The following is a 15,843-nucleotide window of genomic DNA, read 5'->3' on the forward strand; positions in this document are numbered from 1 at the left end:
TGGGTCACAATAAACTACAGCACCAACGGGAATGGAAGCTTTGTTATAGTCACAGGAAGTAAACGTTACCCCCCCCTAGTTTGGATTTCTGCTTAAGTAAGGAATTATATCCATATTTTGCGTAGTTTGTATGGTATTTATCACTCCTTGCATAACCGTTCTTCCATCCACCACCAAAGGAACATGCAATTCCTACAAACCCACTCAAAGCAGGATTTTCATCTAAGTGGCTCATCGTATACTGGTATTCTTCTTCCGACACCACAGCTGGCGGTTCATAGCCGTCTTGAATAGCTTTTAATAATGCAATCAGGTACGGGTTATTGTCGTTAGCAGTCCTAGACGATGCTGTAGTGATTTTCTCTACTACGTTACAGGCACCGCAGAACAGGTCAACGAATGGTTTTCCCTTTGTAATTGGATTCAGCACACTAGCCAAATCTTTACTGATTTTATATTTACCACCGAAATAGCGCATTATACATACCACTCATTCATATCAACATTTGTGTCCCCGATATATTCCTTATCACTCCACTGCCAACCTGCTACATGCTTATCAGGATATGTCTGAGCAAACCCATTATATCCACGGTAATCTGCAATCCAATAGGGTACATAATCAGCAAGCAAGTTAGGCTGTATGGAGTTTTCCATGTAGTCTGTAAATTTCAAGGAAGACGAGTAAATGCCTGCCGTAAATCCAGCTTCGTTGCATTCTACGATAAAAGCAGAGCATATCGCTGTTGTGTCTACACCTTCCTCAAAGCAATCAGGATCTTCACAATCAAACCAAATGCCCATAGGTGGCGTAGGAAGACCAGACAATAGCATTATAGCTGTCTCTGCTTCATCTCTGGCCCTTTCAGGTGTCGTAGCATGAGAATAGACATAGACACCCCACTTCAAGCCACGTTCGATGCACTGGTCTACATGGTGTCTCCATGTTTCTTCTTCAGTACATCCTTCAGATATCTTGATAATGACACCTTTGATATCTGCATCAACTACCGCATCATAAGCTATGTCTTTCTGCCAATAGGACACATCAATAACTTTACTGGTCATTTAAATAACACCCCCTTGTTTAATAACAGTATAAAATAAACTAAGGATAATACATTCTAGCCAAATAAAACAAAGAATAGCTGTACAGGTGTCTTTGTTATCTACTCGTGTGTGAATGACAGTAGCTACAACAAAACAAAGAAAGCAAATGTTAAGTATAACAGAAATGTCAATCATCTATTTTATCCACCTTCTTTTCTCTAGCAATCTGTGCTAAAGCATTACGTATGAAATTAGGGATATAGTGTCCATACCCTAGTTTGTCTATGTTCTCTAAGATACTCATGGCTTCTACAATGGCATAGGCTCCAATAAACATTGTCCGTACCATATGTGTATGCATGGCTCCATCTAGTAGAACACCAAGACCAATAATCAAGAACATAACAGCTTTTTTACATAGTCCTCTCGTAGCAACGGAACTTGCAAAGGAGTGTGATTTACAAGATGCAATCATGCCAGTCAGTATGTCTAAAGACACAAGAATGACAAGGGCCTGTATCTGGTCATCCACTCCCCCTACAAGTGTATTGAACGCTAACCAGAGGATAGAAAAAAGACAGCCTATCTTAATTTCTGTGGCTGTCCATAAGTTCCATATAGTATTAATCATATTTGTTAGCGAACCTCGTTTCATTTTTCATCATCCTTTTAATTAGTCTGCTTCCCCACACAATCACCATTTTCATCAATCATCCATCCCATATCATCAAGTACCTTATCAATATCCCCTTTATACTTTGGAAATCTTTTGATAACGTTGTTGTATTTTAATTTCTGTAAAATAATCTGATACGCCAAATATTTAGCCATTTGTAGTAGTCACCCCTTCCATTAAGGCGTTGACAGCATCCTCAAGCACTATAATACGTTCAGATAAAGAAGGTAACAGTGTTGTGTCTTTTGAAACCTGTGGTGTATCTGGTCTTTCTGGCTCTTTCTCTTTTTCAATTTCCTTTAATACCCAGTGTGCCCCATCCCAGATACATTTGTGGTCTTCTGAAATTACAGGTGGAATTATTTCTACCATATTACAAGGAATCTGCCATGCACCACTAATCGGACTCTGGTCAGTTTTATCAAGAACTTTAGGCCCTTCATATTCTTTAGTTAAAATATTAAACGCATAGACTATTTTGGTATCTTCCATTGTTTTAACAACTCCTTATTAGTATTTAATCTGTGCAATAAGACAACAAGCAGGTGGCTGTACGGTATCTGAGGAACCATAAATGGCACTGTAACCAGAGGCATTAAAGATTATTTCTCCCCCTGCGTGTGTCTGAGTGCCACTCCCCGCTGGATAGCCCATATGCCACCCTTTAGAAAAGAGTCTGCCATCTACCCATCCACCCTCACTCTCCGGATTTGTTTGTTTAGCATTAAAGCTACCCCTAAGATTTGGTAGACCTGCATTTTTCGTAATAAGTGTGTCTTCTCCCTGTAACACCCTACCCATTGCATTAGGAACCTTTAAAGTATCTGCGCTTGCATCATAAACGTACTTTGTAGCACTATTATCCATCCATTCGCTATCAGAGACACAAAGGCTGTTGTCCTGAGCAAATTTAAGTAAGCGTGGATATTCACTGGCTTTCACCGTTGCTCCGTTGGCCTTGATGTAACCATCATTCAATGTAGGCTTAAGAACAATATCACCCACACGATTACCGTCTCTCACATCATCAAGAATAAAAATAGCTGTACCATCTGTAATATATTGACCTGCAATATATGTAGCACCTAAGGCAGGTGGTACAGTGGTACCTGTTGTTCCTGCTTTAACACATTCCAACCTTGCCCATGAGGGTATATAAAAAGAATATGCAATATCACCAATGGAGTACGCTTTATTTCGCTTCAACATATTGAAATCCATAGCATTTTCCGTTGCCACCCTTGCACTCTCAGCGGCGTTCTGTTCAGACACACGCGCGGCATTTTCAGAATCCTTAGATTTAGTTTCTGAGGACTTAGCATTAGTTTCAGAAGTCTTTGCGTTTACTTCTGACGTAGCCGCTTTTATTTCCGAGGTTTTCGCATTGGTTTCGGAATCCTTTGCGTTCTGTTCAGATGCAAGAGATTTTGTTTCAGAAGTCTTAGCGTTCGTTGCAGACGTTGCCGCTTCCTGTGCTTTCGACTTGCTATACAACGCCCACGAACGACTACTCTGTGTCTTTCCTGTCGTACTATCTGTATCTGCCTGATTATCTGGAGACGCTGTAGACTCAGCCCACTTCTTAGCAGACTGATTAGATGTGAAAGAAGCACTAGCACTAGAAGCACTCTGGGAAGCTGATGTAGCTGAACTGGATGCACTATTTTTGGCATTGGTCGCTTGTGTAGTAGCCTGTTCCAGTAAGGAAGTGTTACGAGATACAAAACCGTCCTGCACACTCTCCATGTAATGTTTCGTTACGGTATCTTGTGGTTCTTTCGGGTCTGATACATCTGTGATTCTATGATTTTGTGCAGACCATATTGTTTCTTTTGCATCTGTTACAGAAGTAGCTAAAGCATTCGCAATTAGATAATCTTTCTGTTCTTCCTGAAGGTGTAACATCTGGGCATCTTCTGTATTCATGTCTTTAGCAAGCAAAATGGAGCCATCATTCCATGTAATAATTTTATCAGTAGTTGTCTCCCGATAAATAATCAAATGTTCAGACACACTAGGAGATGTTACTAATGTAATTGTTAAATCATCAACAGAATAATCAACACCATACGTTAATGCTGTTATTGAGCTGTCCGTGTGTAGGATAGATACCTTAATAAATTCTTTTCGTAAATATGGAAAAGGGAAGGAGTATGTCTTTACAGAGGCATCTGTAACTTCATATTCCACTCTTGCTTTAAATATACTCACGTTTATACACATCCTTTCATCTATTTATTAGGTAGACCACTTAATTTAGATAGTGTCTCTATGGCCTGTGTGTAGGGAATAAAATCAGGGATAGGAGCCAGATTCAACAGAGACTTCAAGTCCCGCTGGGAACCTTTATCGTTTGCTAATTTCCAAGCAGACACAATAGGTTTCCATGTAAGATCATATGCTGTATCTACTGCTGGTAACTGCTGTACCGTATTTCCGATAAAGTCCCCTACATCTTTAGGCGGATTGTTTCTGTACTGTGTTACTGTTGTCCTGATTGTTGGAGAACCTGTCCCGGATTCATACACATCATTAATCATAGATGCAGGAGACAAAAACCCAGTACGCAAGAAAGCGGCTTTTGCCAAAGCCTTATCATTCAGATAGTTTTCCTTTACGTACTCTGCGGCTTCTGTATTTCCCATGGCATACAATGCTCCCATACGAGCGGCATTTCGTGCGGCAAAAGCACCCACGTTTGTAGCCATGGAAAGACCAAAAGCAACAGCATCCTGTAATTCATGTTGTTGTAAAGCACGCATAAATTGTGCATTATTAGACCTAAAGTTAAAGTCCTTAAACATCATAACAAGACGTACTAAAGCATTGTGATCTTTCAAGAGGTTCCTATTCCCCTCCGAGGTACTGAGCAGGACACCCTTCTCTACCTGATTCTGGATAAGGTCATACCAAGCCCAGAATGTATCAGGATGTTCCCTCTGCCATTTCTCTATGTTCGCTCCGTTCGCTATGGTTCCTTTACGACCATCCCAATTTATATAGGTACGCAAGTCTTTTTTGAGCTGTTCAAGGTCTACCTGTCTCCCAAGAGCTTTAATGTTCGCTTTGCTAAATGGGTTACGCAATGCATTAAACTGTTCCCCATGCGCCCATCTGATAGAGTCTGTGATAGCTCCACTACGCATAGAGCGAACCATAGTATCTGTCATATGACCTAATAAGTTTATCTGGGATGTAAACTTACTCAGGTTGTGTGTGAAGTCAGCGGCCCCAACCAGCATATTAGAGAAATTAGTTCCCCTCTTTGATAATGCCTGTCTAACCTGCATATCCCCCCAGCTTCCTCTAAATATATGTCTTTCCAAAGGTTCACCAAACACATGCCATGATAAATCTTCTACAAACTTATTGTTAGCTGTTCCCAGTCTGCACTCCTGCACAAACTTTCTAAGAGGATTGAAGACACCAAAAATCTGTTTAAGACCACCATAAGCAATAGCACCACCAAGGTCTCCTAACTGGTTCCAACCCATCGAGCCACCACGCTTAAAGTACGCTAAGTTGTTCAGAATCTTAGAAGATGCGGCGGCTTCTCCGAAAACATTTCTATCATAGTGGTCTCTCATTCCACGCAAGCGTGACAGGGTATCTAAAAACCATGTCTTTCTGTTCTCTGCTTCTGCTGTACTTATCCTGCCATCAGAACCCATACTAGCCATTTTAAAATCCTTGAGTACTTGAGACACAAACTTCTGATAATCTGAATCCTTTCCGAGTACAGTACGGACAGCCGCTTCCCCGGAAAATCTATTATTTGTCCGGGAAAGTATATGGTCTAAGTCATAGTATCTCAAGTCCTTATCAAAGGAAAACTCAGACACAATATTTCCTTCCGCATCTCTGATAGGTATAACTGTGCCTGTATCCATTGGTAAACGACCTTTAAAGAAATTCAAGTCACCTAATGTAGGAGAAGCACCCTTTGCATCCAGACCATCCAGTTTGTCTTCCAGAGGCAACATAGCATGTTCTGCCCATTCTTTAGACTTGACTGTTCTGTATTCGTCTACCTCTTTCTCTGTTGTCTCTGCTGGTTTCTTTCCTTCCAGTTCTTTCAATTTCTCTTTGACTTCTTCAACCTTACGAGCAGATTTACGGCCATCCTTTTCTAGATACTCTTTACATTCATTTATCTGCCGTTTCCACGCCAGTTCTTTTTCTCTATAAATCATATCAGAGATAAGCTGTCTGGATGTCGGTGTATTTGAAGCTACAAGGGCATATTGTTCCAGAAACTCTTTAGCACCTTTATCACCTGTGGTAGTGAAGTTAGACACAAAGGAACGGTAAGCATCTGGATCAATCAATCTGTGAAATTCATCATCCACTGCATACCAGTCTTTTTCAATCAAATTTAACTTTCGGTCTCCACCAAACATAGAAGCCGAATTTTTACCTAGTTCTATACGTGCGTCATACATATCTTGTAAAGCCTTAACAGCCTTATGGACACTATCATCTATCAAGGAGTCATCAATATCTATCAGTGTCCCTTGTTTTGACTCATGATTGAATGTGTCTATAACTAGTTTATTAAATTCCTGTCTATGGGCATCACCACCCCTGAATGGATTGATAGCACCCAGTACACCATAATGGTCTTTTATCCATTGCTGTCTAGCATCGAGTACAGCACCTTCATATTTCATCAATTGACTTCGTAAATACTGGGACTGGCGTTCAGCAGACAACATATTTGATGTTCGTTCTTTCCCTCGTCTCTGAGCATCTTCGAGCAAAGAAGAAGCCTTACGAGCTAGTGTAGGAGAAGGAGAGCGAGAAGCGACACCATAAGGAGTTTTAGTAAATGCACCATAGTCCATATGCTTAGATAAATAATCTAGTACTCTTCCTCTGGCACTTTTTGGTCTATCCAGTTTATTCTGAGTCTCTGCCATATTTTCATAGTCTAGAAGACTTTCAGGAGCCATCATGTTATCCTTCGAGAAATGTACATCTCCTTTTGTGATAGAACCATCACTATGCACAATAATGCCCATATTCTTGAGCCTATTGTACTGTACAGACTCTTTCAGGATACCCATAATATCAGCATTACTAAATTTTGTCTTATCCAGAACGCCTAAATCTTTCAGGCCCTCTTTAAACCTACGGACAATTCTGTTAGCAGATTTCTTGCCTAGCAGGTCATTTTCGATAGCATATCCTAGTATTTCCTCTGGATCTGTAGAGTTAGCCATACGTGCCGCCTGTGCAAAAGGTGTCGTTGTGTCTTTTGCCTGTTCAGACACATAGTTCATGAGTGTATTGTAACTATTATCCCCCAGTGTCTCTTTTAACGAATTATGTACCCCCACTTCATGTAAAAGGACACCTTCTAATTGTCTGGCACTTTTTACGTTATCTTTAACAACAACAGTATAATCACCATGAGGAACATAAAATCCTTTTGTATTGTCTGTAATGGAGACACCTATTCTCTGCCCTAGCTTTTTAGCATCCTCCAGAGAGAGGGCATACACATTACCAGCTTCTTCTGCTTTCTGTGCCACACTGCCCCCTTTAGAAGACAAGAAGGATGTATCATGCATCTTAGCCGCTATAGGTTTTGAATCTTTCATAATGGTATACGCATTTTCCAGCCCAACAGCATCACGAGCAGTGGCATCTTCTATCTTCTCTGCTGTGTGTCCAATATTTCGTACAGAGGCATCCTTCTTAGATAATACCTTACCACCAGCCATTCCCAAGGCTCTAAGAACACCACCAGACACACCAGCAATCAAAGCCGCTCCAGCAATGCTTTCATCCTCTGTATTAGCTTTATTTGCGGCATGTTGCTGTATAGCTCCATACATGCCCATGTTCAAAGCAGTATTAGCTATCTTACCTTTTGTACCTAATTGTTTGACAGCGGCTCCTGCGGCTGAATCAATAGCCTTTACATTCTTAATGACACCACCTGTGGCCTTAATAATCTTCATAGCCTGTACTGCCTTTAGTTCCGGTAATAAATTCAGAGGGTCTAAGACAGCACCAAGGACAGTGCCGATACTATGCGCTCCTAACGAATTGTAATAGGCCGCATATCTCATATCTTCCTGCATGTCATCCATTTTTCGCTGTAAGAGATAATATAATTGTGTCTGGTCTTTTGCATTATCAATTATCCATTGTGCTTCTGCTTCATTTCCTTTTCCCATAGCAGACATGATATATTGTTTGTCTTCCTCTGTAATCTTTGATTTACCAAAGGCATCAAAATCACTATGGAACAGGTCTGTATATAAGGCATCACCTAATTCATACAGAAAGTTACCACTCTTTTTAAAATCATGCCATATACCATCTAACAAAGATGGTTTATCCTTTAACGCTTCTTCATTCTGATTCAGGATATCTGCGTTAACCTTAGAGAGCGCATAGAGTTCTGGAGAAATTGTATTCTGCATCTTTGGCTGAAATGCACCTTCACCAAAAGTATACGAGTCTCCTTTTTCTCCAAGAAGCTGTTGCACCTGCTGAGACAAATCAAGATTAGCTACATGCAGATGAGGGCCAGTGCCATGTGGGTCACTAATAACTTCTTGAAATCCTAGTGAGCGTGCATAATCTGCCAGCTGAGATAATACATCATCCCCCCACTGGAGACCTTCCCATGCTATATCAGCCCCCTGTCCTTTATAATGATAGCTCCCTTCTACATGAGAATCATCGTTTGCACCTGCTGTAAGCAGAGGTTCTACGCCTAGTTCTCTAGCTTTTTTGAAGAGCATCCCTAATCTTTGATAATAGCTAGGGTCTATTCCCATCATGTCATCTGGTAATTCTGCTGTGTAGTCTGTTGTGTCTGTCCCTGTTGCAGGTGATGCAGAAGCACCACCAACAGCATAAGGGTCAAAATCACTACCATCATACAGAGATGTAAAGACATCTTCAGCAGGAGCCATCCGTATATCTTCATATTGAGGAGCGCAACGTTCGTAGTAAGACGCTATGGCCTTAGCCGCCCCACTTGCACTAGACAAATCAGAAGATTCAATATTCTTCAATGCTTCCTGTTCTGTATTGTGTAATTCCCAGTCTGAAAAAGCCAGCTGTGTGTAGATATCATTGATATCATAACCACCATCATCTGCAAATTTCTGTAGTTGTTTTAATCGTTCATCTTTCCACTGACCTATCCCAAATGATGTACCATCATCCGACCATTTTGTGGGGTCTATGTCTTCTCCGCCACCTGTTTCTATTGCAAAGTTACCTGCCATACCTGCCGAGAATGTAGGAGAATAACCCTGTTGTAAGTACCAATTATAAACAAGTGACATATTATCTGAAATTGCCAATTATGTTCACTCCTTTACATCAAATTCTGCAATCCTCTCTGGAACCAATCTGTCCAAGAAGAACCTGTTGTTTCATCTATTTCTTCCTGCGTACTAGTAGAAGCTGGTGTCACTGAATAGGATGTATTGTCACCACTTCCACCATCATCTGTATCATCTGGTTTCGTTGCAACCCACCGAATTTCATTACGCATATCAGACGCCGAATAGATTTTAGAAGCTCCTGTTGTCTTTGAGTAGAAAGACCAAGAGCCTGTATTGTCATCATAGTTTACAGACACATCATCCACGTCTGTGTTTGTTTTGTCTGCAAAATCATATAAGTATGTTTCAAGTGCTTGTTTTGCCCATGTGCTTTCAGCGGCCACCTCACTGTTGAAGCAGTTCTTAGGAAAGACTGCGCCATGAAAGTAGGCATAACTTTCTGCTATGTCACTAGCTGTTTCTAAAACAGCTCTGGATGTATCATTCAAAGCTGGGCCATAAAGCATAAATTTGTCCTGAGCTGTGTCAAGAATACGAGCATCAGACAACTGGATAGAGGGAGCATAAGAACTAGAATCACCCCAGTCTTCCATATCATCTATACTCCATCCTTTTGATATCATCCCCCTGAATTGTGATTTATAAGCATCCTTTGTGGTCTCATCCATATCTTTGATTCTGCAATAGTTAGCAAAGCCACGTATCAAAGCATTGTCGGCATCTGCTTCCCCTGAAGCGTCTGCAAAGCGTTGAATTGCTCCAATCGCTGTATCAACCTTTGAACCAAAGACACCAGCAAACTGCCCCTTATTACTCTGTCTGGCTTTCACCATATAAATAATAGAGTTAGGGACACCATTAGACTCTACATTCTGTGCTGTGTTACTATTAATTTCCATGAGGATACTATTAGACAGCTGAGTGCGTATATCATTGACTCCCGGATAACTATAAAGTTTCATGAGACGCTGACCTTTTGTGTCTTCGTCATCGTCAGAAGACAAGATATCCTGTTGTGCTTTTAGGAAGGCCATTTTACGTGTATCTGCATCAACAGCTTTCCCACCAACCATAGGTTCCCCTATTTTATTATGGTAGCCATCAAATGTGACACCGCCATCACCATTCAGATATGCATTAATGTTCTCTGTGGCCGCTTCTAGTCCTGCTTGTGTCTTTAAGGCTCCACCTACCTTTTTGGCCTGAGCTTTAGCCGCACGAGCTTGAGCGGCCTTATGTTCCTGTTGCAGGCCATGTATTTCTGGTAATTGCCCCATTAATTCTTCTGCATCATCACGAGCCGAACGACTATTAGATTGCAGACCTTTAATGACATCTCCCATAACTCTATCTAAGTTATTATCTTTCCCATACTTCTTGCGATTAGCCATCTTCAGACTGGACACATGAGCCTTGCGATACTCTAAATTAATAGTATCTAGAGCCATCGGATCTACAAGTTCACTCATAGAAACAGACGTACCATCAAGGCGTGTTTCCACTGAGATATTATCCATCATTTTCTTAAAGGCTGGAAAGTCCTTTATAGTGCCTGTAGACAACATCTCTTTTGTGAATGTATCTACAAGAGCCTGTCTCTGTTCTGGATTCAGGGCCATCAATTTACCCTGATTGAAAATCTCTTGTGCTTTCTGCTGAATAGTCTCCATTGACATAGAGGGAGCATCATAGATGAGGGAACCTATCTGGGACTTCATGTTGTTAAAGGTCTCAGCGATTCTATCTGAGATATCACGTTCTACATGATTACTTGCCAGTTGTGTCTGATTCTCTATGTGTTTGTCATTAAAGCCTTGATTAAAAGCTACATCATTAGACACAATTCCATCATCAAGGTATCGCTGTTTATAAGAGCTTGCAAAGTTATCATATCTGGCGACTTCTTCCTGTGGTGTTTTCGCTGGAGAATCCCCATACTGTTCATTGTATGCTATGCGAGCGGCATCACCTAACGCCTGCCCTCGTAATTTATCACTATATGCTATGAAGTATGGATTGTCTACATTAGAACCAAATCCATATGTCATAGCTAAATCAATCGTTGATAAGCGTTCACGGTCTTCAGCAGAAGTGGAACTAATCATTCTGTTCGCTTCTGTAAGACCAGCATCATTCATTCTTTTTTCACGGTCTGTCAGAAAAGACAACCATGCATTATTGAAATCAGATGTTGCCGAAGCCAGCATAGAAGCAGAAGAAGATGCAGGTGTTGTTCCTCGTACACCTTGAACGCCCCCTATATTCTCCTGATATCCTTTTTCTGGCTGTGGCATGAACTGCATTTCAGTGCCTATAGCACTAGCAATCCGTTTCGCCATGTTGCACCCCTTCTTGATAAACCATTTTCAGAATAATTATATTTCAGACCACTAGTTAGGTCTGTCCCAAAATAGGAGCTGACAGGACTCATAGCAAAGATACCTGTACTATTAAACATATTCTCTTTTGCTATATATTTGTCTAAATCTACACCACGTACATTGTCTACTGTGTATTTGTATGCACCATCTGGAGATGAATAAGTTGTTGTAGACGCTCCCTTATATGTACTCCCTGAGACACCAGCTTTCTTTCTCATGCTCCCTATGTTCTGCAAGGTATTATAGGTATTGAAGAAATCACTTGCTATATTCATAAGTGACGTAAAGTATGAAGGTGTCTCAACAGGAGCTATACTATTGATAGCATTTTTGGTGTTGATGAGTGTTGTCTCTTTATTTAAATCTATTTCATTATTTTGTCTTTCATAGTTTGCTTGAGCCTGCGAAGCTACACGAGATTCATCTGCACGAATAGAGCGATTAATCAAGGAAGCTGTCCGACCGCCTCCAGCTAATTCTTCATTTACAGCGGCTTTTACGGATGATTCCTGTCTCTTAGACTGCAAGCGCATTTTAGTCATTGCTTCTATTTGTGATGCAAACAAAGCTCTCCGTTGTGTCTCGTAGTTCTGAAAAGAGTAGTTCATGGACTGAATGTAGCCTTGAGCTGTTTTGTTATTTGCATCAATTTGAGACTGCAATGCCTTATGTGTTGCATTTTGTTTTGAAATAGCATTCATTGCAGACACACCAATAGTAAGTGCCGTAGTACACATATTGTCATCACATCTCCTTTACTCTCGAAGTATACATACAATCCCAGTCCATACCAATAATAGATAAAGGAACAGGCATATCTGATTCAACAGAAATAGTTACTGTATCATTCTTTTTATGTACTGGTATATCAAACTTCCCATTATACCCTAACACTCTCCCTAAACGAGCTGAACTTTCTCCGAGTATCTTGCTGGTCATACGATAAATATAAGAAGATCCACCCACATAAGCTACACACACCTGCATATATCCTGTATTTATATAATTAATATGTAAATTCTTTATTTGTGTCCTTCCTGTTGCGTATGATTGAATATTCCCAGAATCATTCTTCTTTAAATAAAAAGTAGAAAAGATGATTTTAAACAAATACGCTTCTCCAACAATAACATGCTTCTTAGAATAATCACCATCAAGATAAGCACAACCGTTTTCTATTTGTATGTCCTTATGCAAAAATCCTTCAGGAGTGATGAGACACATATTATGTAAAGGTGTGTCATCTGTAAAAGAATATGCACTTCTCAGGTCAAAGCAGGTTGATGCTAGCATATAAATAGGACAAGTCAAACTGAGGTTTTCCATAAAGTGATACAATAAAAGTATATATAGGGGGCCTTAGTATGACGAAGTTCGACAAACAATTTAAAATGGATGCTGTCCAATATTACCATGATCATCGTGACTTAGGACTGATTGGGTGTGCCCATAATTTAGGAATTTCCCAACAGACACTGTCACGATGGCAAAAGCAATTACGGGATAATGGGGAAATGCCATATCGCGGATCCGGAAACTATGCATCTGATAAAGCCAAGGAAATCGCTCGTTTGAAACGTGAATTACGAGATGCCAAGGATGCCATCAATGTCTTAAAAAAAGCTATCAGCATTCTAGACAAATAATCCCCGCCATTTACCATAGCGTCAAACAGGAAGCCGAAAAAGCCCATCAGGGGAAACGCCATTTTTCGGTATCTGGAGTGCTGGCAGAATTGGGCGTTTCTACATCAGGTTACTATGGATGGAGTCATCGCAAATTATCCAAACAAGCTACGCACCGTAAGGAGGTAAAAAAACAGATTCAAACCATTTACGAAGATTCAAAGCAAATCTATGGAGCACCCAAAATTACTAAATTGCTTCAACAGAAAGGTGAATGTATTTCCGAAAGGACAGTGGGCCTTTACATGCGGCAGATGGGGATTCGTGCTTGTTGGGTCAAGCATTATACCGTTACGACCCAGAGCAGTTGTTTTGATGCCATATTAGTTAATATTCTGCAAGAACAATTTAATCCGCCAAGACCAGATACGATCTGGTGCAGCGATATTACTTATATTTGGACCACTGAAGGATTTGTGTATTTGGCCAGTATCATGGATTTATTTTCTCGAAAAATCATTGCCTGGAATTTATCCCGGAAGTTGGATGCATCTGGCATTATTAGGATGCTTCAAACGGCAAAGCAAACCAGGAATCCAGGCCGTCTGGTAGTAATTCACACTGACCGCGGTTGTCAATATCTTTCGCAATCCTATATCAAGGAAACCGCACAGATGTGCCGCAGCTATTCGAAGAAAGGCTATCCATGGGATAATGCCTGCATAGAATCATTCCACGCCTTGATTAAGCGAGAATGGCTGAATCGATTTAAGATTGAAAATTATCAACAAGCCTATATGCTGGTGTTTGAATACATTAACACGTTTTATAATACCGTTCGAATTCACAGTCACTGTAACTATATGTCACCAAATGACTATGAGAAATTATATGCAAACTACAAGAAAAAGGCAGCTTTGATTGCTGGATAACTGATTGATAAAAACCTCAATTTAACTTGTACTCAAACTTGACATAGGACCAGGTCTTTTCCGTTGTTGAATTGTACACACCATTACTCAATACCTTCTTCTGGTCTAAGAACACCCGATATAATTCATCGTCTTCAAAGTCCTTTATGTTAACAGAAAAGTCCATCATTTCCATGTTGATTTGTGTCCCTCTCCGTATCAAAAGAAACAAGCGACTGCCGATGAATCCAGCACCATAAATTTCTCCATCAAATACCCATTTAGACCAAGAGGATTGAATACGTTCTTCATTAGCAAAGAGATACTTGTAAATATAGATAGTGTCTGTAGCACCATTTGTTAGGCAGAACAATACATTTTCAGATGTAGAAGACACAATCTCATAAACACCCGCTTCAATGTAGTTCGGAATATGAGAAGTTATGTCTTGAGCATTTTTCATCTGTGAAATATCCTGCACTGTATAATATTCTCGAATAGTTGTAAAATCTCCATGCTCTGAGGGAAAATACATGTTCTTCCCCGCTACCTTTGGTTGACAATCAGGAGAGCTGTTAAATTGTGTAATTTCTGTTGGTGAAGCTGTTTTAGGTGTCAAGGTAGAATCAGCACGTATGATGAACTGAGTGTCATTAGAGAATGCATAAAGGTCTTCTGAAAAGACCACAATATAGTTAATCAAATTGGCTTTCGTAGACGTAATAGGCACATCAATACCATCTGTATCTAACAAGTCGTTTGCTGTTGTCATCCACCAGTTAAAATACTCTCCCGATTCAGACATGATAATATTTTCATCAGATGAGACACCCAGCCTGTTTCTGTAGAAGAAAATACTAGATAGTGTCTTGTCGATAAACGACGGATATGGGTTACTGTCATCATCACCCACCTTACGTTCTTTCCATGTCAGTTTTTTAAATGTAAAAGTATCATCTGCGTTATGTACAAGTGCGTGCGGCATTGTTGTTGCATCTATTTCAATATTGATATTTGGGCAAACGCATTCTTCCCATACATTATTGGCTTTAGAATACTTTACATAATAACTCCCCTCCGAAGCTCCATTAGGGTCTCCCTTTACTTTGACACAATAATTATCTGGAGCTGTTGCAGGTAAAAGACTGAAACGCTGGATAGACTTCTTAAAATTAATAAGAGCCTGATGATTGAAGCCATCGGCAGTCTGTACAAGACCATTAGATTTTATACGTATCCAGTTGTCTTCATGATCTGTTGATACACCATTCTTGTTTAGCTGTGTATTAATCTGGTCTGCTATGTAGTTTGTGTCTATCTGTTTTGTCTGCTCTGCGGCATCTCCGTTTGGTGTTGTATGCGTACATTTAGAGACACCATCAATCCATACCTGATAGGTACGTCCATACTGGCCCTGTTTGACATACAACATACTACCTTGAGAGGAAAAGTAGTCAGGAGATTTTTTAGAGGTCATCTTTACAACCTTTTTTGTGTTCAAGATGAACGTATAGTCCGCAACAGTCATCCCTCGTAAATCATCTCTGGGAGTGGCTGTTTTCAGATAATCAGCATCTTCTATGTTTACTGTCTTTTCGACACCATTCATGTCATAGACCTTCAAAGTGTTATTTGCAAAGACAACCATATATTTCTGCTGTTTGTCTCTATCAATAAAATGGACAAGAGGTTTGCTTCCTTTAGTAAGATTTAATCCTGTCAATGTTTTCAGATGAATTGTGGGAACCCGTTTCTGGAGTCCTGATACTTCTGTCGAGAAGCCATTTATTTGTTCTTCTAACTGTTCGGGGAATCTTAAAAGTGCTGGCTGTTGTGAAATACCTTGCACAAAGTTTTTAATACTTTGTGAATACAGTGCCATTCTTA

Annotated in this window: 13 protein-coding genes; 2 read left to right on the forward strand and 11 right to left on the reverse strand. The window is 40.2% G+C overall.

The annotated features are described in order from the left end of the window. Window positions 1-49 precede the first annotated feature (49 nt). The 10 genes from ACGTIC_RS10470 to ACGTIC_RS10515 form a co-directional block, all read right to left on the reverse strand. A complete protein-coding gene (locus ACGTIC_RS10470) occupies window positions 50-478 on the reverse strand; it encodes a DNA adenine methylase (protein WP_113855702.1) in 429 nt (142 codons plus the stop codon). Continuing rightward, entirely contained in the window at window positions 478-1,068 is a 591-nt protein-coding gene (locus ACGTIC_RS10475; protein WP_113855701.1) for a GH25 family lysozyme, read from the reverse strand. The genes ACGTIC_RS10470 and ACGTIC_RS10475 overlap by 1 nt, the downstream gene beginning before the upstream one ends. 169 nt (window positions 1,069-1,237) lie before the next feature. Beyond that, window positions 1,238-1,705 (reverse strand): holin family protein, encoded by a 468-nt coding sequence (locus tag ACGTIC_RS10480; protein WP_113855700.1) that lies wholly within the window; start codon window positions 1,703-1,705, stop codon window positions 1,238-1,240. Between the two features lie 14 nt (window positions 1,706-1,719). Beyond that, complete coding sequence (locus ACGTIC_RS10485) at window positions 1,720-1,881, reverse strand: hypothetical protein (RefSeq protein WP_162816238.1); 162 nt, start codon at window positions 1,879-1,881, stop codon at window positions 1,720-1,722. Beyond that, window positions 1,874-2,218 carry a hypothetical protein gene (locus ACGTIC_RS10490; protein WP_113855699.1) on the reverse strand — a complete coding sequence of 115 codons (345 nt, stop codon included), beginning with the start codon at window positions 2,216-2,218 and terminating at the stop codon, window positions 1,874-1,876. Before ACGTIC_RS10490 ends, ACGTIC_RS10485 begins: the two co-directional genes overlap by 8 nt. An 18-nt stretch (window positions 2,219-2,236) precedes the next feature. Then, entirely contained in the window at window positions 2,237-3,937 is a 1,701-nt protein-coding gene (locus ACGTIC_RS10495; RefSeq protein ID WP_162816237.1) for a phage tail fiber protein, read from the reverse strand. Between the two features lie 20 nt (window positions 3,938-3,957). Further along, a complete protein-coding gene (locus tag ACGTIC_RS10500) occupies window positions 3,958-9,054 on the reverse strand; it encodes a phage tail tip lysozyme (RefSeq protein ID WP_113855697.1) in 5,097 nt (1,698 codons plus the stop codon). 14 nt (window positions 9,055-9,068) lie between these two features. Continuing rightward, the gene (locus ACGTIC_RS10505) at window positions 9,069-11,378 is read right to left on the reverse strand and encodes a hypothetical protein (protein WP_113855696.1); all 2,310 of its coding nucleotides are present in this window, start codon (window positions 11,376-11,378) and stop codon (window positions 9,069-9,071) included. Then, complete coding sequence (locus ACGTIC_RS10510) at window positions 11,351-12,157, reverse strand: hypothetical protein (protein WP_113855695.1); 807 nt, start codon at window positions 12,155-12,157, stop codon at window positions 11,351-11,353. The genes ACGTIC_RS10505 and ACGTIC_RS10510 overlap by 28 nt, the downstream gene beginning before the upstream one ends. A gap of 7 nt (window positions 12,158-12,164) precedes the next feature. Further along, complete coding sequence (locus tag ACGTIC_RS10515; protein WP_162816236.1) at window positions 12,165-12,731, reverse strand: hypothetical protein; 567 nt, start codon at window positions 12,729-12,731, stop codon at window positions 12,165-12,167. Between the two features lie 53 nt (window positions 12,732-12,784). Between ACGTIC_RS10515 and ACGTIC_RS10520 the strand changes: the two genes are divergently transcribed. Together ACGTIC_RS10520 and ACGTIC_RS10525 are read left to right on the forward strand one after the other, a co-directional pair. Continuing rightward, on the forward strand, window positions 12,785-13,066 hold the full coding sequence (locus tag ACGTIC_RS10520) for a transposase (protein WP_113855176.1): 282 nt from the start codon (window positions 12,785-12,787) through the stop codon (window positions 13,064-13,066). 8 nt (window positions 13,067-13,074) lie between these two features. Continuing rightward, window positions 13,075-13,977: an IS3 family transposase gene (locus tag ACGTIC_RS10525; protein WP_394542149.1), complete on the forward strand. Its 903-nt coding sequence runs from the start codon at window positions 13,075-13,077 to the stop codon at window positions 13,975-13,977. Between the two features lie 16 nt (window positions 13,978-13,993). On the opposite strand, the gene ACGTIC_RS10530 is transcribed toward ACGTIC_RS10525, so the two are convergent. Beyond that, window positions 13,994-15,838 (reverse strand): hypothetical protein, encoded by a 1,845-nt coding sequence (locus ACGTIC_RS10530; RefSeq protein WP_113855693.1) that lies wholly within the window; start codon window positions 15,836-15,838, stop codon window positions 13,994-13,996. Between the last annotated feature and the right edge of the window lie 5 nt (window positions 15,839-15,843).

Origin of the sequence: Megasphaera hexanoica (genome assembly GCF_043520715.1) — a bacterium.
In the GTDB taxonomy this organism is placed as follows: domain Bacteria; phylum Bacillota; class Negativicutes; order Veillonellales; family Megasphaeraceae; genus Megasphaera; species Megasphaera hexanoica.

Bases quoted from the DNA above. Each gene is read 5' to 3' on its own strand.
- ACGTIC_RS10490 (WP_113855699.1), bottom strand. From the start codon at position 2,218: ATGGAAGATACCAAAATAGTCTATGCGTTTAATATTTTAACTAAAGAA.
- ACGTIC_RS10485 (WP_162816238.1), bottom strand. From the start codon at position 1,881: ATGGCTAAATATTTGGCGTATCAGATTATTTTACAGAAATTAAAATAC.
- ACGTIC_RS10510 (WP_113855695.1), bottom strand. From the start codon at position 12,157: ATGTGTACTACGGCACTTACTATTGGTGTGTCTGCAATGAATGCTATT.
- ACGTIC_RS10530 (WP_113855693.1), bottom strand. From the start codon at position 15,838: ATGGCACTGTATTCACAAAGTATTAAAAACTTTGTGCAAGGTATTTCA.
- ACGTIC_RS10475 (WP_113855701.1), bottom strand. From the start codon at position 1,068: ATGACCAGTAAAGTTATTGATGTGTCCTATTGGCAGAAAGACATAGCT.
- ACGTIC_RS10505 (WP_113855696.1), bottom strand. From the start codon at position 11,378: ATGGCGAAACGGATTGCTAGTGCTATAGGCACTGAAATGCAGTTCATG.
- ACGTIC_RS10470 (WP_113855702.1), bottom strand. From the start codon at position 478: ATGCGCTATTTCGGTGGTAAATATAAAATCAGTAAAGATTTGGCTAGT.
- ACGTIC_RS10520 (WP_113855176.1), top strand. From the start codon at position 12,785: ATGACGAAGTTCGACAAACAATTTAAAATGGATGCTGTCCAATATTAC.
- ACGTIC_RS10480 (WP_113855700.1), bottom strand. From the start codon at position 1,705: ATGAAACGAGGTTCGCTAACAAATATGATTAATACTATATGGAACTTA.